This window comes from Vibrio sp. 10N.261.51.A4, from assembly GCF_041471945.1.
Taxonomy (GTDB): domain Bacteria; phylum Pseudomonadota; class Gammaproteobacteria; order Enterobacterales; family Vibrionaceae; genus Vibrio; species Vibrio crassostreae_C.
This window is the reverse complement of the sequence record NZ_JBFRPJ010000001.1, coordinates 139,366-160,520: the sequence shown is the minus strand read 5'-3', so window position 1 is coordinate 160,520 and position 21,155 is coordinate 139,366. Positions and strand designations below refer to the sequence as shown.

General features: G+C 42.9%; 19 protein-coding genes. 2 read left to right on the top strand and 17 right to left on the bottom strand.

The features are described from left to right. Positions 1–85: 85 nt before the first annotated feature. On the bottom strand, positions 86–2,188 hold the full coding sequence (locus AB4384_RS00670; protein ID WP_372128701.1) for an alpha-galactosidase: 2,103 nt from the start codon (positions 2,186–2,188) through the stop codon (positions 86–88). Positions 2,189–2,436: 248 nt separating this feature from the next. On the opposite strand from AB4384_RS00670, the gene AB4384_RS00665 reads away from it, so the two are divergent. Further along, positions 2,437–3,510: a LacI family DNA-binding transcriptional regulator gene (locus AB4384_RS00665; protein ID WP_102398363.1), complete on the top strand. Its 1,074-nt coding sequence runs from the start codon at positions 2,437–2,439 to the stop codon at positions 3,508–3,510. A gap of 233 nt (positions 3,511–3,743) precedes the next feature. Here AB4384_RS00665 and AB4384_RS00660 read toward each other — a convergent pair whose 3' ends face one another. Then, positions 3,744–4,670, bottom strand: coding sequence for a LysR family transcriptional regulator (locus tag AB4384_RS00660; protein ID WP_102319933.1), 927 nt, complete (start codon positions 4,668–4,670; stop codon positions 3,744–3,746). A gap of 100 nt (positions 4,671–4,770) precedes the next feature. Between AB4384_RS00660 and chrA the strand changes: the two genes are divergently transcribed. Then, positions 4,771–5,919, top strand: coding sequence for a chromate efflux transporter (chrA, locus tag AB4384_RS00655; protein WP_372128699.1), 1,149 nt, complete (start codon positions 4,771–4,773; stop codon positions 5,917–5,919). Between the two features lie 75 nt (positions 5,920–5,994). Here chrA and AB4384_RS00650 read toward each other — a convergent pair whose 3' ends face one another. From AB4384_RS00650 to AB4384_RS00580, 15 genes are read right to left on the bottom strand one after another with little or no spacing between them, the layout of a single operon-like run. After that, positions 5,995–6,708 carry a class I SAM-dependent methyltransferase gene (locus AB4384_RS00650; RefSeq protein WP_102319931.1) on the bottom strand — a complete coding sequence of 238 codons (714 nt, stop codon included), beginning with the start codon at positions 6,706–6,708 and terminating at the stop codon, positions 5,995–5,997. Positions 6,709–6,717: 9 nt separating this feature from the next. Beyond that, the gene (locus AB4384_RS00645) at positions 6,718–7,647 is read right to left on the bottom strand and encodes a glycosyltransferase family 2 protein (RefSeq protein WP_102319930.1); all 930 of its coding nucleotides are present in this window, start codon (positions 7,645–7,647) and stop codon (positions 6,718–6,720) included. Continuing rightward, positions 7,644–9,407, bottom strand: a complete 1,764-nt coding sequence (locus AB4384_RS00640; protein WP_102319929.1) for a hypothetical protein — start codon at positions 9,405–9,407, stop codon at positions 7,644–7,646. Before AB4384_RS00640 ends, AB4384_RS00645 begins: the two co-directional genes overlap by 4 nt. Before the next feature lie 34 nt (positions 9,408–9,441). Next, the gene (locus AB4384_RS00635; RefSeq protein ID WP_102319928.1) at positions 9,442–10,446 is read right to left on the bottom strand and encodes a lipopolysaccharide assembly protein LapB; all 1,005 of its coding nucleotides are present in this window, start codon (positions 10,444–10,446) and stop codon (positions 9,442–9,444) included. Continuing rightward, on the bottom strand, positions 10,443–11,414 hold the full coding sequence (locus AB4384_RS00630; protein ID WP_102319927.1) for a type II secretion system F family protein: 972 nt from the start codon (positions 11,412–11,414) through the stop codon (positions 10,443–10,445). Before AB4384_RS00630 ends, AB4384_RS00635 begins: the two co-directional genes overlap by 4 nt. Positions 11,415–11,417: 3 nt before the next feature. Further along, positions 11,418–12,383, bottom strand: a complete 966-nt coding sequence (locus AB4384_RS00625; RefSeq protein ID WP_102319926.1) for a type II secretion system F family protein — start codon at positions 12,381–12,383, stop codon at positions 11,418–11,420. Positions 12,384–12,392: 9 nt separating this feature from the next. Next, complete coding sequence (locus tag AB4384_RS00620) at positions 12,393–13,844, bottom strand: CpaF family protein (RefSeq protein WP_372128697.1); 1,452 nt, start codon at positions 13,842–13,844, stop codon at positions 12,393–12,395. Positions 13,845–13,877: 33 nt separating this feature from the next. Further along, positions 13,878–15,092: an AAA family ATPase gene (locus AB4384_RS00615; RefSeq protein WP_102319924.1), complete on the bottom strand. Its 1,215-nt coding sequence runs from the start codon at positions 15,090–15,092 to the stop codon at positions 13,878–13,880. A gap of 24 nt (positions 15,093–15,116) precedes the next feature. Continuing rightward, positions 15,117–15,608 carry a TadE/TadG family type IV pilus assembly protein gene (locus tag AB4384_RS00610; protein WP_102319923.1) on the bottom strand — a complete coding sequence of 164 codons (492 nt, stop codon included), beginning with the start codon at positions 15,606–15,608 and terminating at the stop codon, positions 15,117–15,119. After that, a complete protein-coding gene (locus AB4384_RS00605) occupies positions 15,608–16,036 on the bottom strand; it encodes a TadE/TadG family type IV pilus assembly protein (RefSeq protein WP_050652461.1) in 429 nt (142 codons plus the stop codon). Before AB4384_RS00605 ends, AB4384_RS00610 begins: the two co-directional genes overlap by 1 nt. Before the next feature lie 2 nt (positions 16,037–16,038). Further along, positions 16,039–17,307 carry a Tad domain-containing protein gene (locus AB4384_RS00600; RefSeq protein ID WP_102319922.1) on the bottom strand — a complete coding sequence of 423 codons (1,269 nt, stop codon included), beginning with the start codon at positions 17,305–17,307 and terminating at the stop codon, positions 16,039–16,041. A gap of 16 nt (positions 17,308–17,323) precedes the next feature. Continuing rightward, positions 17,324–17,596 carry a hypothetical protein gene (locus AB4384_RS00595; RefSeq protein ID WP_061032538.1) on the bottom strand — a complete coding sequence of 91 codons (273 nt, stop codon included), beginning with the start codon at positions 17,594–17,596 and terminating at the stop codon, positions 17,324–17,326. After that, complete coding sequence (locus AB4384_RS00590; protein ID WP_102319921.1) at positions 17,586–19,040, bottom strand: type II and III secretion system protein family protein; 1,455 nt, start codon at positions 19,038–19,040, stop codon at positions 17,586–17,588. Before AB4384_RS00590 ends, AB4384_RS00595 begins: the two co-directional genes overlap by 11 nt. An 8-nt stretch (positions 19,041–19,048) precedes the next feature. Beyond that, positions 19,049–19,798 (bottom strand): Flp pilus assembly protein CpaB, encoded by a 750-nt coding sequence (gene cpaB, locus AB4384_RS00585; protein ID WP_059020093.1) that lies wholly within the window; start codon positions 19,796–19,798, stop codon positions 19,049–19,051. After that, positions 19,791–21,140: an AAA family ATPase gene (locus tag AB4384_RS00580; protein WP_102319920.1), complete on the bottom strand. Its 1,350-nt coding sequence runs from the start codon at positions 21,138–21,140 to the stop codon at positions 19,791–19,793. Before AB4384_RS00580 ends, cpaB begins: the two co-directional genes overlap by 8 nt. Positions 21,141–21,155: the final 15 nt, after the last annotated feature.

Below are 21,155 nucleotides of genomic sequence, written 5' to 3'. Positions count from 1 at the left end.
GAGTTGTTGCGGCAGCAATACCTTGCTGCCGATTATAATTTTTATATTTAGATTTTTATTTGTAGGGGTACTCAGAGTCAGAGATTCACATCTTTTTTAGATGCACAATCAAGGCAGACTCTGGGTCGAGAATAGGTAAGGTCAATCCAATCTCTTTGAGGTTATCGCCGCTTAAAGTCAGTGTTTTATCTAACCATTGAGGGCGTTGCTTCATGAGTTGGAAACTGGTTTGTGGCATCTCCACTAACTTCACTTGATACAGCGCACTGTCTTCCACGCAGCTAATACGAAGTGGTGATGGCAGAGCGTATTCAGGCATGGCCAACTGACACACGGTGATCAGCATTTCATCATCATTCTGCACCCCATAGATGTTCTGGTTTTTGTCCGCGGGATCCATGCGGAAACTACGACCTGAGTGCAAAATATGGCGGAACTGCTTATGCAGAGAGATGTAGTGAGAGAAAGCTTGCTTCTCTTGTTGCGACTCTTTAACCGGGTCAAGTTCAACGCCCATGTGCCCCATCAAAGCGGTGACACCACGCATATTGATACTGTGACGACGATTGGTTGAATGGCACTCAGCAGGGCCAATGTGCGCACCCATAACTTCTGGTGGGAAGAAGTAGCTCATGCCTTTTTGAATGGCTTGTCGTTCCAATGCATCGTTACAATCGGATGCCCAGAATCGATGTGTTCTTTTAAGGATTTCAAAATCAATGCGACCACCGCCTGATGAGCAAGATTCAATCTCGACCTTAGGGTGTGCTTGATTCAGTTGATCAACGAGACGATACAAGGCTTGAGTTTGACCATGCACCGCCGCCTTACCTTGGTGGCCCGGCTGAACTAATTCACGGTTCATATCCCACTTAAAGTAACCGATATTGTACGTAGTCAGAAGCGTATCAAGGCGAGAGAACAAGTAGTCAAAACACGCTTCATTCTGCAAGTCTAAAACATACTGCCAACGACCAGAGGGTTGATGATAACCTTGCAAACCAAGCACCCAATCAGGGTGGTTACGGTATAGGTTTGAGTCTTGGCTGACCATCTCAGGTTCAACCCACAACCCGAACTCCATCCCCTGTTGGTTAACGTGTTCAATCACAGGTTCTAAGCCATTTGGGTATTTCACTTCATCGAGGTACCAATCGCCTAATGCCGTTCGTTCACCATCACGACCAATAAACCAACCATCATCAATAATGAATCGTTCAACACCCATCGCGCTGGCTTCCGTTGCCATCCGCATAATGTATTCCGGTTTATGGTCGAAGTAGATACCCTCCCAAGTATTCAAGTGCACTGGGCGAGGTTTATCGGTAGGGAATTGAATAATGTTGTCACGAACAAACTGCTGAAAACGTTGAGCAATACCGTTCAAACCAGAATTGCTGTAACAGCCATAGAGCCAAGGTGTCTGGTAAGTTGCCTCTGGTTCTAGAATCGATTCACCCGCTAGCAATAACTCTCCCGCTTGTACAAAGCGGCGGCCATCACTACGTACATCAGCGCGCATTTGGTGGTTACCACTCCAACCTAAATGGAAGCCCCACACCAAGCCGTTCTGCTCTGAGAACCCTTGAGTGCCTGCAAACATGCCAGGGAAGTTTTCATGTGAAGTACGACCGCGACGGTTCTCTTGCATGAAGCCGCCGTGTTCAAAACGCTGACGTTGCGTTTGGAACTCATGACACCAACGGCCATGGAACGTCATAAGCTCGTTAGCATGATTCGGCAATGGCAGCGTTGAAGAAAGCTTGTTCAAGTAGTATTTATTGCTGCCTTTATTGGTGACGGTTACACGCTTTTGGACGACGTCAGATTCGAAATCCAGCTTAATCTCTACCTTAAGGTTCAGTTGAGCAACCTTGTCTTCAAGGAAAAAACACGCCTCTTGATCTTGAGCATCGTAACGAACGGTCTTAAAGACAGGAGCCCAATCACTCCCTTCTCTGTGACCTTCAATGCCTGGAGCGTTAAAGTGTCCACTGCCTAACTCAGGGCAAAGAGAAAGTGGCACATCCACATCAAGTCGAGCTTGAGAAATCGGTCTTTCTGTCGAAAGCAGAAGATCTTCATCAATACTTGCGATCTTTGCCCCCCAATGCAAAACCTCTGGAACACGCCCTGATTTAATGATCAAACTATGGTTTTTACTCTTTAAGTGAATAAATTCGTTCATTACTAATCTCTATTGTTTTCGTAAACATAATATAGAAATAATAGTGAACCCATCACGCCAGATTAGTATCCAAAACCCACAAAATCGTGATGTAAATTGGCTTTAATATTCGAAAAATTTGCACAAGATCGACTGTTTCCGGAAACATTTTTAATGTTTTAAAAGACATTTATTTGAGAGTGAGCAGAGTTTAGTTTGGTAAATTTCGGTAGGATTATTTCACTCTAAAATATTCGATGAGCAGAGCGATGAGTATCACCTTCAAAGACGTAGCAAAACTGGCAGGGGTATCTACCCAGACAGTATCTCGAGTAACCAATGGCTCACAAGACGTCGCGGAATCCACCCGCAACAAGGTTAACGCCGCCATAAAGCAACTGGGTTATGTACCCAATAAAGGTGCTCAAATGCTCAGTCGAGCCAAGTCCACCAGCGTTGGTTTAGTCACGCTCGATATGGCACTGCATGGCGCAGCAATGATCGCCAATGGCGTGCGAATGCAGGCTCATGATATGGGTTATGGCGTCGCTTTCTCTGTTGTTTCCGAGCCTAATCTCGCGAACACCCGTGAGGCTATTCGTGAACTGATGGCTCAACAGGTCGACAGCATCATTCTCAATGTGCCTTTAAAGAGTGCAGACGCCGAATTGCTGGTAGAACAATATCAACACTTGAACCTCATCTTCATTGATGTCCCTTCTAACAGCCAAGTTAACTATATATGCGGCGATCACGCCGAGGGCGCAAAGCTGGCGGCTCAGCATCTTATTGAAAATGGTCGCTCTGAATACTTGTTGATCAGCGGGCCTAACGAATCCAGTGCCTCACAAATCCGTCTTCAGAGTTGGTTGGGTGTGCTATCAGATGCAAACTGTCAGGTACAGTTTCAACATCAAGGAAACTGGCAAGCGGAAAGTGGCTACCTTGGCATTCGAGACGCCGTTGCGAAACAAATCCCATTTGATGCTGTGTTGGTCGCCAGTGATCAAATGGCATTAGGGGTTTTACGCGCACTGCAAGAACTGCAGATTCCAGTCCCTGACAAGGTTGCGGTCGTCGGCTTTGATGGCATCGAGGACAGTGCGTTTTTTAATCCACCACTGACCACCATCAAACAAGACTTCACCACGATTGGTCGACAAGCTGTGGTACTTGCAGAGAAGCTCAACGCTAACTCACAAGATGCTTTACTGCAGCACCATATCGAAACTGCATTACTCCCAAGAGAAAGCAGCCAACCTAAGGTGACGGCTCACTATGAAAAACAAGAGATCGAGCAACTGCTGAAAAGAATTCAGACCCTTTTGCCAGAATCGACATAAAAGAAAAAGCGCTAGGGGGAGCTAGCGCTTTAAGACCAACTAAGTCCGTTTAGCCTGGTAGTTTTTTAAGCTATATCATGAGGATATAACCAATTTTTTTACTTAGGTAAATCAAAAAGCCTATTCTTTACGACTGCCTTGAGTCGTAAATTAAGTATAGTCGGGTTCTTATAATAAACCGGATTTTTCTAAAATTAATTCATATGAATTTGACGATTAACCGACACAATAAACTATTCGGAAATCACAGATGAGATCGCATTAGTAATCAACTTTCTAAGTAGTTTATTTTTATCATCTAAATGCTTTGCCTTTCTATAAACAAGCTGGATATCAAAATCTGGAACATCAATAGGTGGCTTCACAGCTAGTAAGGTTTCTTCACTATCAATATCCTTGCGCGCGACTAGCTTGGGGACAATACACAATAGTTCTCTGCCACGAATGAGTCGTTTAACAGTTAAAAAGTTACTGGAAGATATCGCGACTTTCCGGCTTAAGCCGAGTTCACCTAAACGAGTGTCCACTCCCGTCTTTAAAGCCCCTGCAGGGGAAACAAGCGCGTGCTCGACAGCAACAAATTGTTCTAGCGACATCGGCTCCTCAATAGATAGAACCGATTGATCAAGTAAACAAACATGTTGCTCCGTATACAAATGCTTTGTTCGATATTGCTTTGGTACCTCACCAAAGCTGCCTATCGTCATATCAAGCTTGGCATCGTCAAAGACTTGCTGGTAGTTACTCAGGTTTACATTGAACAACGCTACTTGAGAATAAGGAGAGGATTGCTTAATCAGGTCAAACAATATTGGAGCGAACATCTGCTCGGCATAATCAGTGAGACCAATCTTCCAAGTCCCTTTATAAGTCTCTGCATCAAACGATTTAGATAACAGAACTTCAGACTGGATGGTATTCAGTAGCGCGTCCACGGTACTTGATAGTTCAATGGCTCGGTCGGTCGCCTCCATCTTGCTACCTACACGCTCAAACAAAGGGTCATCAAACAACTTTCGTAGCCTTTGTAAGCTATGGCTCATCGCAGATTGGCTGACATAACAACGCTCAGCAGCCTTACTCACGCTATTCGTTTTATACAAAGCCTGCAGTGCAATCAACAAGTTAAGGTCGACCCCTTTCCAGTTAAAATCAGCCACAAATCAATCCCATATCATTCATAATTATAATTAAAACAATTAATTTGAATCATAGTTCAACTCCACCTAAATTACGCTAAACATTTATCTGGAATCGATCATGCTTTCAATTTTTAAAACCTTTTTCTGGCTTGGCTGGATTAGCTTCGGTGGACCAGCGGCACACATTGGCTACTTCCGTAAAACCTTTGTTGAGAAACTGAACTGGTTGTCCGACGAAGAGTACGGGCAGATTGTCGCTCTTAGTCAATTTCTACCGGGCCCAGGTTCAAGTCAGGTTGGCTTTGCGGTCGGCTACAAGAAAGGTGGATTAACAGGTGCTATTGCTGCATTTGTCGGCTTCACTTCCCCATCTGTGATTCTGATGCTGATATTGGCGTTAGTCAGCAACCAGCTATTGGAAGATCCACTTTTCAATTCAATCATTCACGGGCTTAAGTTATTAGCGGTAGTGGTTGTAGCTGATGCAACCTTTGGTATGTACAAAAACTTTTGCCAATCGAAGATAGCGACCGCCTTATGTGTGATTACCGCGATTGTACTACTACTGATTCCAGGCATCTGGCCTCAAGTTTTAGTGCTTCTATTTGCAGCAATGGTTGGCAGTAAGTTCTTGACGTCTCAAGAGCTCAAAACGATACCTTCAACGCAAAAAATATCGGTAACGCCTCTGGTGATTTTTGTTGCTTTGCTGGTTGGTCTGCCTCTATTCAGTGCTTACTCTCAAGGTATTGAAGTGTTTGGCCTGTTCTACCAAGCAGGTAGCTTAGTATTCGGTGGCGGCCACGTGGTACTTCCGTTGCTACAAAATGGTATTGGTGACCAACTGTCTCAAGATGCCTTCCTAACAGGTTATGCAGCAGCACAGGCAGTACCAGGGCCTATGTTTACACTTGCGACTTACTTAGGTTATGTATTGATGCCATCGGCACCGATCACAGGCGCACTACTCGCAACGATTGCTGTGTTCTTACCGGGCTTCTTATTGCTACTCGGTATATTGAAAAACTGGCAGGCGATTGCAAGCAAACCATTAGTTGCTGGTGCACTTACCGGTGTGAATGCAGCGGTAGTCGGGTTACTACTTGCGGCTCTGTATCAGCCAATCTTCACAAGTGCGGTGAGTGGCGGTTTAGACTTCGCTCTGATCATCATAGGTGTGTGGCTACTGAAAACGGTCAAGATGCCAATCGTAGGGCTTGTCGGCATGTTTATGCTATTCGGCGCTCTTACTGGCTTTGTTAACTAAAGATCTAACCGAAGCAAGAAGTTAGTGAATACCTAACTTCTTGCTTACGACTGAACGATAGGAGCCGTCGAACCTTTAACTAGCAGGCTTGATTCCATGGAAGTTAAAAAACAAATTGCAATCAATTAGCGGGATTGGGCTTAACGGCCAAAAAGAGTGTTTATTATCAGGGAGATAGTACTTTAAAAAGGCGATCAAATTATTGCAGGGATTAACATGTTCTCTCGCCATAATGTAATCGTAGTTCCACCCCTTTTTCACTCCAAGTTTTCTTGTCGTCATATAACGACCAACCTTCCATGCAATACCTGGGTCTGTAGGAATCAAAATGGACAAAGTGCCGCCCGGCTTTAATACCCTAAGCCATTCTTTAATCACAAGATGAGGCTCATAAAGGTGTTCCAATATATGTGTCGCAATAACACGATCAAAGCAGTTGCTTTCAAAGTCTAACGCTCGTGCATTCGTTACATTAAAAACGAGCTTGTCATAAGTACTGGTGTTACTGAGTTGCCTTTTTGCCACTTCAAGTGCGGCAGAATCGCCATCACTGACCGTATACTCGTCAAAACTATGCTGAACATGTCTCAAGTGTTCACCCGTTCCTGAACCCACTTCTAGCACCTTCGAGAAATGATCTCTGTTACTGAAAGGCTTCTCACACGCTATATGACCCGCCCTCATCACATAGCCTGTTGTACTGCTTTCGTAGACTCGCTCGTCATATTCATCACTGAAACGGGACAAATAATCGAGCCACTCCTTGTCTTCATCCTTGTTTATTCTCATTCCTGAATCCTATTGAGATGGCTTGTGATCGTGACTTCTTAATATTGAAAGGATCCTCATCTCTCGTCTGCCGCGCGACACGTTGTCGAGTATCAAGCCGCAAAAGAAAGACATCACCGCGATAAGTGCAATTGAACTAGACAGAATAGCTGTTGGGACTCTTTCAACGAGCCCGGTATCAATAAAATCGATAATAACGGGAATCCCTAATCCTAATGAAATAAAACAAAGCAACACTGACAACACACCGAAAAAAAACATCGGCTTTACGTCTCGTAGCAGGAACAAAATAAAGTTGAGGATTTTGATCCCATCACTCAATGTATTCAGCTTACTCGCCGTGCCTTCAGGCCTTGAGTGATAATGAGTGGGTACTTCTTTGATCGACATATTGTGGTGCAATGCATGCACGGTTAGTTCCGTCTCAATTTGAAAGCCGTCACTGAAAATAGGGACCGTTTTTACAAACCGGCGACTCATCACTCGATAGCCAGAGAAAACGTCATTCAATTGAGCATTGAACCCTTTATTTATCAGAGTCGAAAACATCTTATTACCCAAAATATGTCCTGCAGGATAAGCCTCGGAAGAGCGCTCTCGACTGCCAATGATCATATCGAGCTGTTCAGTAACCAGTTGTTCAATCAGTGTAGGGCAAATGGAGGCGTCGTAGGTATCATCACCATCAGCCATAATATAAATATCAGCATCAATATCTGAGAACATCCGTCGCACAACTTCACCTTTGCCCTGACGATACTCATGGCGAACAACAGCACCAGCTTGCAGCGCCTCTTCGACCGTGCCATCAGTAGAGTTATTGTCGTACACATAAACCGTCGCACTTGGTAGTGCACGTTGAAAGTCAGCCACCGTTTTTCCAACCGCTCCGGCTTCGTTATAGCACGGGAGTAACACCGCTATGGTTTGATTCTTCATGAGCTCTCCCTGACTCGAAACACTCGGTACCCATTTTCAATATTGTCGTACACAACATCTAACCAAGTTGGCGTATCTGAGCTGTACAGCTTATTGATCAATGCCTCCTCGCTAGCCGAGTCCTTTAAAATCAACAAATGCGGATCATTGCCAATAACAATGATATCGATGCTTTTCTCTATGATTTTCCGTTCGGCTAAGCTCAGATCTTCCTCTAGCATTACTTCAATAAGAAATTGGTTCCCAACAATATTTCGATGGTAAGGAGCAGCAATAATTCGATTATCCGTTTTTGCCAACACTGGAGCCCCCGTTTCAATCCCTGAAAGTATGGTGTGCGAATTTATATCGTTATCTTTTAACACCTTATGAATCTTCAGAGATTGCTCCTTTTGATCAAGAGTAGTTGTAATTTCTTCGGTTGGCGACAACGCGAGAATGACAAAGGCGACCGCTAGTGGTGCTCCAGAAGTAATAACCGCTGCTTTTATGATGGAGGAACGGATGTAATCTGCTAACTGAAGAATCACGTATGCTTGGAGGGGAGCCGCTAGCACAAAACACAACCTCATGACTCTAATCTGCCAAAAGATCGCAAGGGCTAAATTGAACATAAAGATGAGATACAAAATTGCGCAGTGGTGATTTTTACGCTTAAAAAGTGGATACAAAGTGGCAGGAATCACGAGCAAAGCGTAATTCTCTATCGAGAAAAAACCATGACTTGCGACATATCTAACGACCGATTTCGCTTCCGTCACTTGGTCTAACCAATAGACTTTAAGTATTGGAGGGTAATCAATTAACAACGCACTGCTGAGTGATGGATAAAGCACTGCCACTGGGATTAAAAATAGAACAGCTAGAAATACGAACAGAAAAACCTTTTGCAGTAGACTGTTATCTTCATTCATAAACCGATGATAAACATTAACGAAAAGCCAGCCACAGAAGAAAAGGATGATGAGAACAAATGATATTTCGTCGTACTTAAAAACGAAAAACTCATCGTAAGGCCGATTTAATAAAACCGCACAAATCCCAAACAGAGCGGAACTCGCATACAACTTAGAGATATAGCCAAACCACTCATGGCGAACAAGACCGTAATACACGGTGTAAATCGCGAAAAAAAACATGAATAGCAAAACATTATCAAGCCCCGTCCATAAAGATAGAGACAGCAAGATAGATTGCGCATACACACGCCACGCATGGCGCAACTGCTCATGATTCAATGGCGTTAAAGCTAGAAATAGGACCGCGAAGACCAGCTGAATATTATGATGATCAATAGAACCGGGTAAAAAATGGATAATTGAAGGCGAAGAAATCGCAAACATCATACTAATAAAGCGATACTTGGCACCGAAGAGGTGGTCAGCTAGGTAAAAGCATGACAGCGAAAAAAGTAGCAAGTAAAGCAGAGGGACAAGAGAAATGGATATTGTATAAGCAAGATTATCATCGACGATAAACAACAATGGAAAAGCTACGAGCGATAAGATTAAATCAGGAAAGCGAGACCAATGAATAACAATGCCATCAGCGGCATTAAAATTATTCATTGGCTCTAGGTACCAATGTCCAGTTGCCATCCAATCCTGAAATTGAACGAAACGCATATAGTCGTCATTATCATTCAGGTTAAGAGCTGAAACACTCTCCCACTTGTAAATAAAGATCACTGTGGCACAAACTAGCCAAATGACAGAGATAACAATGATATCTTTATTAAAACTCTCACTTTTAGGCGACATGAATATCCTTTTCACTGAGCCAAAATTTAAACGACTATTGCTCCATCTCTCTCACTTCCGCTAGTGCTCTGTTTAAGTTTTCGTTCGCAACTCTGTAATACGATGGTTTCTTGTCTATTGCTTGCTGAAGGTAAGGAACGGCTTCATCCGGCTTACCTTGTAATATTAGGAAATACCCTACATTATTCAACGCTTCAGGCGTATCCATATGTCGCATAAACATATTAGTGGCTTTCTTAACATCACCGGAAGCCAGATAAATGAGGGCTAGATTGTTTTGGGCCTTCTCACTATTTGGCTCTAACTCTAGAGCTGAACGCGTGTACTGATACGCTTCCTTGTAATTGCCGTACATGTAATGGGAGTAGCCCATATTCAACAGAGCTTTGAATGAGTTTTTGTCTATCTGCAGTGACTTTTTGAAGTACTCTTGAGCTATCTGATGCTTTCCGTCGACATCTTCCAACACACCAATTCCCATATATGCTGATGCAGGAGACATACTGTCAACCTTCAAGCTAGCGACTTCACTTTGGCTTAACGCTTGGTGGTTTTTAATCGTTTCACTGCTTTTCAAACGAACTTGGTCGGCATTAATCGCTTTAAAGAAATAACTTCGACCTTCATCCGTTCGTCGCTGCTTCGTATACAAAACGCCTAATTCCTCCAGTACCTCGGTATGTGCTGGATTGAAATCTAAGGCCGCCAAATACGCTTTCTCGGCAAGCGCCGAGTTGCCACGAGATGAATGGATTTTACCTATAGTAAACAGCGTTTTGTCGTGAAACTCTTGCTCAGGAAAAGACAGAGAGCGGATGTATTCATACAAGGCTAGATCGATGTTGTTGTCCCTTAATGCTACATCACCACGCATGATCGCTTCTTTCTCACTCAAAGGAGGGTCATCATTCGTTAACGTATCTATCGGTTTACCGGAATACAGTTCTGCATCAAATTGATTCGTTGGCTCATCAGATGATGCACAACCGAGTAGTAGTATTGGTAGGAAAAGTAGAAGGAACTTATTGTATAACATCATAAACTTGCTCCCGGCGCACTCAATGCGTCCATTACGATAAGTAGTCCTGGGCCAAGTGCAACAATGAAAAAACAAGGCCAAATAAAAATCAGCATAGGAAATAACATTTTGGTCGGTATTTTCGCCGCAATTTCTTCAGCGGCTTGCTGACGTTTATCTCTAAAGTCTTCAGTATAATCACGAAGCGTTTGCGCTAAGCTACCGCCCATTCTCGATGCATGAGAAAGCAAAGAAACCAACCCTTCCAATTCGACTAAACCGGTTCGCTCGATAAGCTGTCTAAGCGCATCAGGCATAGTGACACCCGCTTGGATTTTAGCAAACACAGTCTCTAGTTCATCCGCAAGTTCCGGCTGAGAGACATAGATCTCAGATGCGACACGTCCAAGGGCTGCATTAAAACCAAGCCCAGACTCGGTACACACAACAAGAAGATCAAGCGCATCAGGGACACCATTTCTTATTTTTTTCTGACGCTCTTTTTGTAACTTGTTCAGAATAATATTTGGCGTAAATGTTCCGAGAAAAACACAAGTCATGATGAGTAAATTATTGTAATCTCCACCCAACGATATGTAATAGACCATAAAAGCAGCGACGATGCCTATTAAACTAGATAAAACCTTCAACGCGTAGAAAACTGATAACGAGCTCTTCTCATGGAACCCAGCATGCATCAGCTTTTCTGAGTAAGTTTCATTGTCCTTTTTATTACCTTTACTTATAAAGGGGCTTAATGATTCTAACGTATTAGAAAAATCATAAGGTTTTCGACCACCAGTACTCCCCTCTTCAGATATTTGTCTTAGCTTCTTATCTAAAGGAGATCTAGCACCTAAAAACAAGAACCCAATAGTCAATGTTAATAAGACAGTAGTGAGCAAAATCATCGCATAGATAACAGCCTGAGAGCTGATCCCAAACTCTGCTAACATCTGCTTCCAGACTTCAATATTTAATAATTCCATAAGTTAAATCTCTATACTGATGATCTTTTTAATCCACAAGGCTCCGATCGCCAAGAGAACAATACCGACACTGACCATCGATAGACCGCGAGGATCTTTGTAAAGTGGCTCGATATATTCAGGACTGGCTACCTTTAAGGCAAAAAATAAACCAAAAGGGGATAAGGTTAAGATCCATGCTGACAGACGGCTTTCAGCAGAGAGCGTTTTTACTTTCCTTTCTAACTTAAAGCGGGCTCTTAGTACTTCAGATACCTTTTGCAGGTTCTCTGATAGATTCCCCCCAGTTTCTTTTTGTAGCATTACTGCACTAGAAAAAGCCAACATTGATACGGTGGGAACTCGCTCTGCCATCTGTAAAATAGCTAAACGTAAGTCATAACCGTAATTAAGTAAGTTGTAGGTATTTTTAAACTCAGCACCGATAGGTTCAGGAAGTTCTTCACCAACTTCATTAAATGATTGAACAAGCGGTTGCCCTGCTTGCAGTGCTCGTCGGATAATATCTAAAGCCTCTGGAAGTTGCTCTTCGAATCGAGCCATTCTATAAGCCACTCGATTTTGTACATACAGATAAGATATAACCCAAACAGAAATGAATGCTGCTAAACTAATAAACCATTCTTGATTGGTCATTATTGATATCAATGTGAGCAAGACACCACAAAGAGAAACAATAAGTAAAAACCGGCTCAATGCTAATTTAAAACCAGCTAATTCCAACATTTTTTTTAATCCAGCAAAGTATGGAATAACTATTAACTTACGGTCTATAGGAGATAATTCTTTGTTATAATGTTCTTTTAATAAAGATAGACTCTCTTCATCGATATTACGTTGCGCCTCCTTCAAACGCCGAGACAACTCTTTATGCTTCGCTTTTTTCCCTGCAGCAGGTAATAACAAAGCTTGAGAGATAAAAAGCACCGCAATGAATAACAGACCTAATGAAACGCTTACATTATCCATAACCTCTCCTTAACCGTGAGTCTCAGTAAAGAGCTCGAAAGGCAGGTCGAGTCCACGTTTGACTAACTGGTCATGATATTGAGGAACTACCCCCGTTGCTGTGTAATAGCCGATAATATTGCCATCTTCATCAATACCTTGACGTTGGAAACGGAAAATTTCCGACATCGTAATCACCTCACCTTCCATACCATTGATCTCTTGGATGCTCACCATACGACGCTTACCATCTTCTTGTCGTTCCATCTGTACGACGAGGTGGATAGCCGAAGCTATTTGAGCTCGTAAGTTTTTGGTTGATATGTTCCACCCAGCCATCGAGAACATGTTTTCGACACGGCTCAAAGCATCACGGGGGGTATTCGCGTGAATAGTAGCAAGAGATCCATCATGGCCCGTGTTCATCGCAGCCAGCATATCAACCGCTTCGCTACCACGAACCTCACCAACCACGATTCGGTCGGGGCGCATACGCAGGGTATTTTTTACGAGTTCTCGCTGGTTGATTTCGCCTTTACCTTCAAGGTTTGCTGGGCGAGTTTCCAATCGAATAACATGAGGTTGTTGAAGTTGAAGCTCCGCAGAATCCTCAATGGTAATTATTCGTTGATCACGTGGAATAAAGCCAGAGAATATGTTTAACGTGGTGGTTTTTCCTGAACCTGTACCACCTGAAATCAATATATTGAGCTCGCCTTTTACTGCAGCTTCAACAAACTTAGCCATTTGGGGTGAAACTGAATTGTAGTCAATAAGGTTATCCATCGTTAAGCGATCCACAGCAAAACGGCGGATAGAAACAGAAGGGCCATCAAGTGCGAGAGGAGGGATAATAGCGTTCACACGTGAGCCATCAACCAAGCGCGCATCTACCATAGGTGATGCTTCATCGATTCGGCGACCAACCTGGCTTACGATACGGTCAATGATATTTCTTAAGTGGCGATCATCAAGAAAAGTATACGGCGTCTTTTCAAGTTTACCTCTTCGCTCGACATAAACGCTTTTAGGACCGTTGACCAAGATATCTGAAACGGTTTGGTCAGCGAGTAAAGGCTCCAACGGCCCAAGACCAAACACCTCATCTTCTATCTGCTTTATAACCCGCTTTCGCCCTTCAGCACTCAGCGCATGACTACCATCGTCAGCCATCAACTGTAAAACGGCTTCATGCAAGTCAACCTTAGCCCGCTCTTTTTCCAAACTTGAGAGTAATCCTAAATCTAGGGTCTCAAGCAGTTGCTTATGAAAAAAGTGTTTGATTGATAACTCTTGCTCTAACACTTTTCGAGCTTCATCAATCGCCTTTTCCTTTTCTACATTCGCTTCAGAACTGCGAGATTGACTAGACGTATCAACACTGGATAAACGCTCAACAGGGTTGGTATCTTCTGAGTCATGCGAAATCTGTTCTACTCTTTTTTCAAACTCTGGATTTACATTTTTTCGTTTAAAGAACATCACAATCCCTCGTGTTCACTATTCATCTACCCGTTATGAAAACCACTTTTTCAACCAGCCTTTTTCTTCTTGCTCTGGTGGTGAAAGAACGTGAGACAAATCGATGATAGAACGAGTAATTGAGCTTTTCTTTCTCGACTGAACTAACGGTTGCCCCAAATTGGCACTCTCTAGTGCCACTTTAAAATCATTAGGCATCAGGTGGATGTCGTGATTGCCCACCGCCTGCTCAATGTCTTTTAACTTTATAGAATGTCGTTTTTCGTAACGGTTAAGGATTACCTCTATTGCGTCGCTTTGTAAGCCGTACTCAAACTTCAGAGACTTAATTAATCTACTTGTGTTTTTTACTGACACTAAACTCTGCTGTAAAACCAGAAGCACTTTCGTTGCAGGTGATATAGCAGATGCAAATACATGATCTAACCCTCTAGATAGGTCGATCACCACATAAGGGTAAAAACGGCGCAATATAGGCAGCAGTCTGCCTATTTTTTGTGCCTGCTCGAAATCATCAGCATTGTTTTCATGTTTAAAGCTTAGAACATGAAGACCAGATTCATGTTTATTGACCAAAGTACCTAAGGAGATTTCATCTAGGTCATTCGCGCTATTTATTGCATCAGAAACGCTGTAGGTGGGAATAATATTTAAGTAATCAGGAATTACTCCAAATTGGAGATCAATATCGAGTAAGAGAACTTCATTTGGGTGTTGATTAGCCATCTCAATAGCGGTATTTAACGCTAAAGTGGTTGCTCCCATCCCTCCCTTGGTGTTCAAAAACAAGATAAATTCTCCATAACTGGAGTTTTCAAGCTTTTCGGAAGCCGTTTTCTTAAGCAAAGGGAGTAAGTCTGAAATAGTGACATTATGAGATAAGAAATCTGAGGCTCCTAAGCGAAGCGCAATTTTTAATGACCCGTTATCACTTTCGTCCCCGAGTACAACTAAAGATAAATCCTTATCCTCGAGCGATAAATCATACCCCTGTAACTCCACCATTTTTTGTGCCCAACTTCCACTTGCTTCTACAAAGATAAGCTCTGGAACATCAGCATTTTTTAGGTATTCCTCGCTCATTGCTGCGAGAGAAAATGATGTAACATGTACATTTCGACATTTCTTTAATTCAAGACTCATATGTGAAAGAAAACCTTCTGAGCTGTATATTAACCAGACCTTAAGGTTTGTTTTCAAACGCACAATATCACTCTCATTTGGCGTTATTTTAATTGCTTCCCCCATGCTACAACTCCTGTATAAAATAACTCATGGACATCTATTCCTTGTTTCGGAATCAGCTCTAACAACTCCTAAACTCTCAGCTGGCAAAATAGTTTCGAACGAAGGAGCTGTAAGATACCCACTAGTACCAAAAAAACTCAAATCTCCGATTAACTGAACGCCATATCCAGTTGCACTCGCCCTTACAAATTTAATGGTACTAAATACTGGATCAGTGTCGTAACCTGACGTAATTTCATTCCCATCAATATCTAAATAAGCAACTTCTAAATTGGCAGCGGTAAATCCTACAAGAGGAATATCTCCCACAACCATTGCGGCAATATTATCTCTATCTGCTACATAGCAAACCGTTGCTAACCTTGCTGCTTTCCTCGTGGCTTCACTTACCATCTGCAACGAAAACATATAGGCACCCAATGCCAAGATTATAAAAATCAAGAGAAAAATCAGCCATGACACTAATGTGAACTCTATGATAGCAAGCCCTTCAATACACCTTTTTGACTTTCTCATCACAGCACCCTCATAACCGAAGTGACGCTTAACGGAATCGAAAAACTCTCCGAGGAAAAGGGAATAGACAAGAAATGTGGAACATAATCATAGGTAACACTTACCCGTACATAACTATCTCCTGACGGTGGCGTAACGGTAACATCTGCAGTCGTCAATGAAGATAACACCGCAGTCCCTACACTATTCTGTCCGTAAACCACCACATTTTGAATTTCGGAAGTCGGCGCAATAGTTCCACCGATCGTTCCATAGACTTCACTAACTGCGTAACGAGCACCGTTTTGCACAGATTTAGATATCACATTGTAATGGACTAAAATATTGCCAAATTCCAGCACCAATATCAGAAAGAACAGTAATACCGGGGTCGCTATAACCACCTCAATGGCTGCAAAACCACCCTGTAATTTATTGAATAGTTTCATGGTTACGACTCCCCACTATCTGGGTCCTTATACAATACGATTTTGTATGTCCCTTCCGTAGTCGAGTTAGTACTGCCAGATCCGCTAGCTACGCTACAAGAGTGTATAAATTCACCAAAAACTGCAGGCGTTCCTGAGTTATTGGTCGGCGCTTTTTGTAGCAAGAAGAAACAACCAATTTTGTTCACCGTAAATTCAGTCGCACCGCCACTTTTACCTGAACAATCCACCATAGGTATAGGTAATATACGACGCCAAGCAACACCATTAGCCGCACACCCAGAACCATTATTAGCTATGCATGTGTTAGTCGCTGATTCATATTGAGCATAGGTATAACTGCCGTCAAAATCGATATCTCCCGTACTAGCATCGATCGTAATCTCATTAGTAGGCTCAGTCGTTACATAATCAGTGGGGTAATCTGATGCCGATAATCCTCCACCATAATCACCAAATCGAGTATTTAAGCCATCACCGGTAGGACCAACCGTTCCTCCTGGTTTGGTGGTTATATCGTCACCTATTGCAACAGGATAACTATAGTCCCCCCCTAGACCTTCTTTTACCGTTTTACCACCAGAGCCAAAGTCCAATAGGTGGTAATTTCCATTACCCATTTCAGATAGTTTGTTATCTCCAACTTTCAAAGCATGAACGGTACCGACTTCATAGCCAAAAACATTCGTTATTTCTTCACCAGTTACATCATGAAAGCCATCTTCAGGATCTATATCATTGTCAGATGTCCCATCACCAATACATACACCTATTGGTACAACGTTATTTACAACTTCTTGCCCTGAACTGGGGCCCGCAACAGCACTAGCAGATACCTCTTTATCAAGGCCAAATAATTGAATAAAGAATTCACTCATACCCAATGAATCTACTCGAACACGCACATAAACATCATCGTCGATGCCAAAAGTAGCCGTGCCCGTAAAGTCTTGAGGATCATTAGAGTAATCGATACTGATTGAAGCGGTTGAAAAATCAAACTCGTGGTTTCCCGTCGAGCCAGCCATGGCATTTAATGCAGTGCCAACCTCGGCATCTACTGCATCTTTATCCTTACTATTATCCAAAATAGTTGCGGCAGCTAAAGCAGCTGAATCTACCGCATTTTGTAACCGTGTTTTGTTCACAACCATATGGTTGATATCTACAGCTAACGCTGAGACAGCTAAAAAAACCAACAAAGCGGCTGTAATCATGACTACGACTAAGCCTTGTTGCTTTTTGGGGCTTTGTGATACTCGATACAACATGTGAGTACCTCCAGATTTAGTTAAACTCTTCTAGGATCTGGCTACTACTGCTTCCGGACAGATCATTTTCACCTCTGCCAACATATCGGTCGTAACCAGCCTGCATCCGCTCCCCTGTACCGTCCGGTACTTCGAGTAGATTCTCTTGGGTCGCATTAGGGTTATATGTTTGTTCTGTTTTCACTAGTGCTACTGAATGTCCCAAACGGGCATCATTAGCACAGCCAACTAGCACCATCACGAGAAAGACCATCATTATTCTAATCATATCTATCTCCTTATAAATCATGACCAAATGAGCCTTCACTACCGCCGTCGGTTGGCGATACGGCCTGTGCTGATTGAGATTGCTCTGAAGTGGATTCAGACGGTTCAGCAATGTAAGCGCTTCGGCCTAACAAATAATATTCCAAGTCATTAGGGTCGACGAAAGCATCTGTTGGTAATGTCACTTTCGTGCGGTCGATTGGCTTGGCAAGCCTTGGAGTCACAAGAATAACCAGTTCGGTTTCGCCAGATACATACTCTTGGCTGTTGAAAAGCTGCCCTAAAATCGGCACATCACCAAAGCCTGGCATCTTGTTGCTGATATCTCTCACATTCTCACTCAGTAAACCTGCAATACCGATAGTCTGGCCATCTGCTAACTCAAGAGTTGAAGATGCACTACGACGCGTAATAGGTGGAATGAAGTAAGTCGCGTTGGTAGTACCAGGATCAATCGTTAGCGAGCTACTATTCGCAATTTCACTCACATCAACAGCCAAGTTCAGGTTGATTTTTTTATCACTAAGAACCGTTGGGATGAATTTCAGCCCTACACCATATTCTTTATATTCAATGGTGATGCCGTCTTCATCAGGCACAGGGATTGGGAACTCACCGCCCGCTAAAAATTCAGCTTTTGAACCACTTAACGCGGTTAGATTCGGCTCAGCCAAAACTTTGGCTACACCATTCTGCTTTGCAACATCCAAAGCAAAGGTAAACAATGTATTGCTATCGATAAAAGAACCTAAAATCCCATAATCTGTTGAGGTGGGAATATCAAAAATCGGCGTTGCACCCAATACACCAGCAGGCACAGAAGACGCTCCCCATGAAAAATCAGAACCACTGGTTTGGAAGAAATGGAAGTTAGCATCGAATTTTCGAACTAAGCTTCTTTGCACTTCAGCGACAGTGACCTCTAGCATGACTTGCTGAGCACCACCAATCGACATTAAGTTGATGACCCCAGTCGCCGCAGCTTGCTCACTACCACTCTCTTTTGACTCATCTGCGGTTTGCCCGGAGGAGTAAGTTTCTGCAATTCTCATCGCGACATTCATCTGCTGTTGGTTGCTCACCTGACCGCTCAGCAACAAACGGTTTTGCGCACTATGTACTTCGATAGTTTCATCAGGAAGGAACTCATATAACTTCGCCTTTAAACTATTAAGATCATGAGTAACCTCAATGTTAATAGACTCAATCAACCGACCTCGAGAGTCCCAAGCCATTAGGTTTGTCGCACCTAATTTTTTACCAATTAAAAACACTTCATTTGATTTTAAAATTACAATATCTAAAACTTCAGGATCACCAAGAGAAACCTTCGCCGCTTTTCCCGACAGCACGACATGCGTAGATTTATGATGTGGAACCGTGACTGTTTTTCCCGTTTGTAACGCCGCAACACTGGCCGTCGAAATACAAATTAGGCTCAAAACACACGCAATTAATATTCTCATATTTCACCTCAATCCTTGACGCGCACATTAGATGTTTCTGTACCTTTGATAATGGTGACACTTGGTCTAGGCACATATCGACGAACCACTTTTTTCTCAACTTCATGTGGGTTTCTCAAAGTCAGCTGAATACTGCCTTTGCTTTTAGCCGTGAGAAGTTTCTCGGCCTCTTTCGGCGTCATCTCAAGAGTTACCGCTCGTACAATAATTGGACTGTTTTCATTCGTTTTAGCCGTTTGATCTACAGCCAAAACCTTAATATCTTTAAGAACCGTTTGAGTAGCTGCAGAATTTTTTCCGTAAGAAACCGTATTGAGAATATCAACCTTGTTACCCGGTAATAAGAAACCTGCCACACCAATAACATCATCAACACGTATCGTTACCGCACGTTTATTTTCAGGGATAAGAGCTGCAAGCGTTGACCCTTCTCCTGGTACAGTAAATCGTAACTTGTGAAGCACCTCTCCGGCATAAATGGTATTAGCGACAACCTTACCGATTAGCTCAGATTGATCCGAATAGTTGTTTTCATTGATCCAATCAACTTCCATCAACTTCGTCGTTAAATACTGCTCTTCAATTATGGTTCCAGCTTCGATTTCTTGTGAGGCGACAACAACGGGGTGACGCTCGACCGTTTCAACTTCAACGGTTGGCTGAACTTGATCATCCATCCACTGCTTAGCAAAAAATACAGCCGCTAAGCCGAATACTACGGACAGTAAAAACAGTAGGAAAACTTGACTCTTATTCATTATTCTCTTCCTCGTGTCCATCAGAGGTAAAATAAACTTCCCATGCCATGGAAAGAATATCGAATGTGATAACAGGTGGTAGCTGCTCAAACGAAAGAATATCTTTGCTTATACCAACGAGATCTTTCGGTAAACATGGGAAAAGTGGCACCTTAAGCAGCGTGTGCATTTGAGACAAACGCTCAAAAAAACCGTCTTGAAGCTCGACCTCTTTATCAGCAACGACGCTCATCCATAAAGCTTCATAATCTCGCTGATTAAGTGGCTTGAATTCAATCTTGTAACCTAAACGACGTAAAAAGGCAGGATCGCTTATTTTCTTGGGGTTTAGATTGGTAGAAAAGGCAAGAGTTAATACAAATGGCATCGTAATTTGCTGACCGTTGGGCAGCGATAGATAATCAAAAGCGTACTCCATCGGCACTATCCATCGATTCAGCAATGTGTCTACAGGCATAGGTTGACGGCCAAGATCGTCTATCACGAAAATTCCATTGTTTGCCATCATCTGTACCGGGGCTAACCAGACTCGACTGTTTTCTGAGTGATTCACCTCAAGCATATCCATGGTGAGCTCACCACCGACCTGGATATTCGGTCTCTCACAGTTAAGCCAGCGCTTATCGTATTGATCTTTTAGCGAGATAGCTTTGGTACTGCCGTTTCTATCTAAAGGTTTATGGTGTTGTGCAGAGAAAACCTTGATGATATTGCCAAGCGCATAGACGGCATAAGGAATAAACACCGAAGTGTGCAAAGCGTTGACAATACGGCTAGCAACAAAGGTTTTACCAGTACCAGCATGCCCATATAACAAAAGGGCTCGCCCTGAGTTTATTGCCGGCCCTAGGACGGAAATCATTTTATCGATGCCATAGACATCACTTAACGCCGCCTCGACATGTGGACGAGTCACGAGCTCAGCCCTAAGGTCTTGCTGCTTGACCACCTCACTATATTGCTCAAGAGAAACTGGGGCTGGACCTAAATAAGCATCACGCTTGAAAGCTAAATCGGCTTCTTCTAGCCCTTTCTCTGAGAGAGAATAACGAACATGACTATGTGATGCAGATGAGAGAGAAAGATCTGAGGTAGGTTGAAAAACCTCAATTAGAGATTTTTTCCTCAATACCGCCAAAGCACTTTCCACAATATGAGTCACAACACATATATGGTTGGAAAGTTCTAAAACGTCCGATTTAGGGTATGCAGACAAATGCTTAAGTACGAGATTTTCAATCACGACTTCAGGAATTCCCAACGTATCAAGTGATGTTGGGACAACAGGAGCTGATATTTGCGGTTTTAATGTTGTTGAAGCCGTATGCCCTATAATATCCATTATATTATTCCTCTC

Coding starts and splice junctions, on each gene's coding strand:
- AB4384_RS00665 (WP_102398363.1), top strand. CDS start 2,437: ATGAGTATCACCTTCAAAGACGTAGCAAAACTGGCAGGGGTATCTACC.
- AB4384_RS00625 (WP_102319926.1), bottom strand. CDS start 12,383: ATGGATAATGTAAGCGTTTCATTAGGTCTGTTATTCATTGCGGTGCTT.
- AB4384_RS00645 (WP_102319930.1), bottom strand. CDS start 7,647: ATGAAGAATCAAACCATAGCGGTGTTACTCCCGTGCTATAACGAAGCC.
- AB4384_RS00610 (WP_102319923.1), bottom strand. CDS start 15,608: ATGAGAAAGTCAAAAAGGTGTATTGAAGGGCTTGCTATCATAGAGTTC.
- AB4384_RS00635 (WP_102319928.1), bottom strand. CDS start 10,446: ATGATGTTATACAATAAGTTCCTTCTACTTTTCCTACCAATACTACTA.
- AB4384_RS00640 (WP_102319929.1), bottom strand. CDS start 9,407: ATGTCGCCTAAAAGTGAGAGTTTTAATAAAGATATCATTGTTATCTCT.
- AB4384_RS00595 (WP_061032538.1), bottom strand. CDS start 17,596: ATGATTTATAAGGAGATAGATATGATTAGAATAATGATGGTCTTTCTC.
- AB4384_RS00600 (WP_102319922.1), bottom strand. CDS start 17,307: ATGTTGTATCGAGTATCACAAAGCCCCAAAAAGCAACAAGGCTTAGTC.
- AB4384_RS00590 (WP_102319921.1), bottom strand. CDS start 19,040: ATGAGAATATTAATTGCGTGTGTTTTGAGCCTAATTTGTATTTCGACG.
- AB4384_RS00580 (WP_102319920.1), bottom strand. CDS start 21,140: ATGGATATTATAGGGCATACGGCTTCAACAACATTAAAACCGCAAATA.
- chrA (WP_372128699.1), top strand. CDS start 4,771: ATGCTTTCAATTTTTAAAACCTTTTTCTGGCTTGGCTGGATTAGCTTC.
- AB4384_RS00630 (WP_102319927.1), bottom strand. CDS start 11,414: ATGGAATTATTAAATATTGAAGTCTGGAAGCAGATGTTAGCAGAGTTT.
- AB4384_RS00670 (WP_372128701.1), bottom strand. CDS start 2,188: ATGAACGAATTTATTCACTTAAAGAGTAAAAACCATAGTTTGATCATT.
- AB4384_RS00615 (WP_102319924.1), bottom strand. CDS start 15,092: ATGGGGGAAGCAATTAAAATAACGCCAAATGAGAGTGATATTGTGCGT.
- cpaB (WP_059020093.1), bottom strand. CDS start 19,798: ATGAATAAGAGTCAAGTTTTCCTACTGTTTTTACTGTCCGTAGTATTC.
- AB4384_RS00620 (WP_372128697.1), bottom strand. CDS start 13,844: ATGTTCTTTAAACGAAAAAATGTAAATCCAGAGTTTGAAAAAAGAGTA.
- AB4384_RS00605 (WP_050652461.1), bottom strand. CDS start 16,036: ATGAAACTATTCAATAAATTACAGGGTGGTTTTGCAGCCATTGAGGTG.
- AB4384_RS00650 (WP_102319931.1), bottom strand. CDS start 6,708: ATGAGAATAAACAAGGATGAAGACAAGGAGTGGCTCGATTATTTGTCC.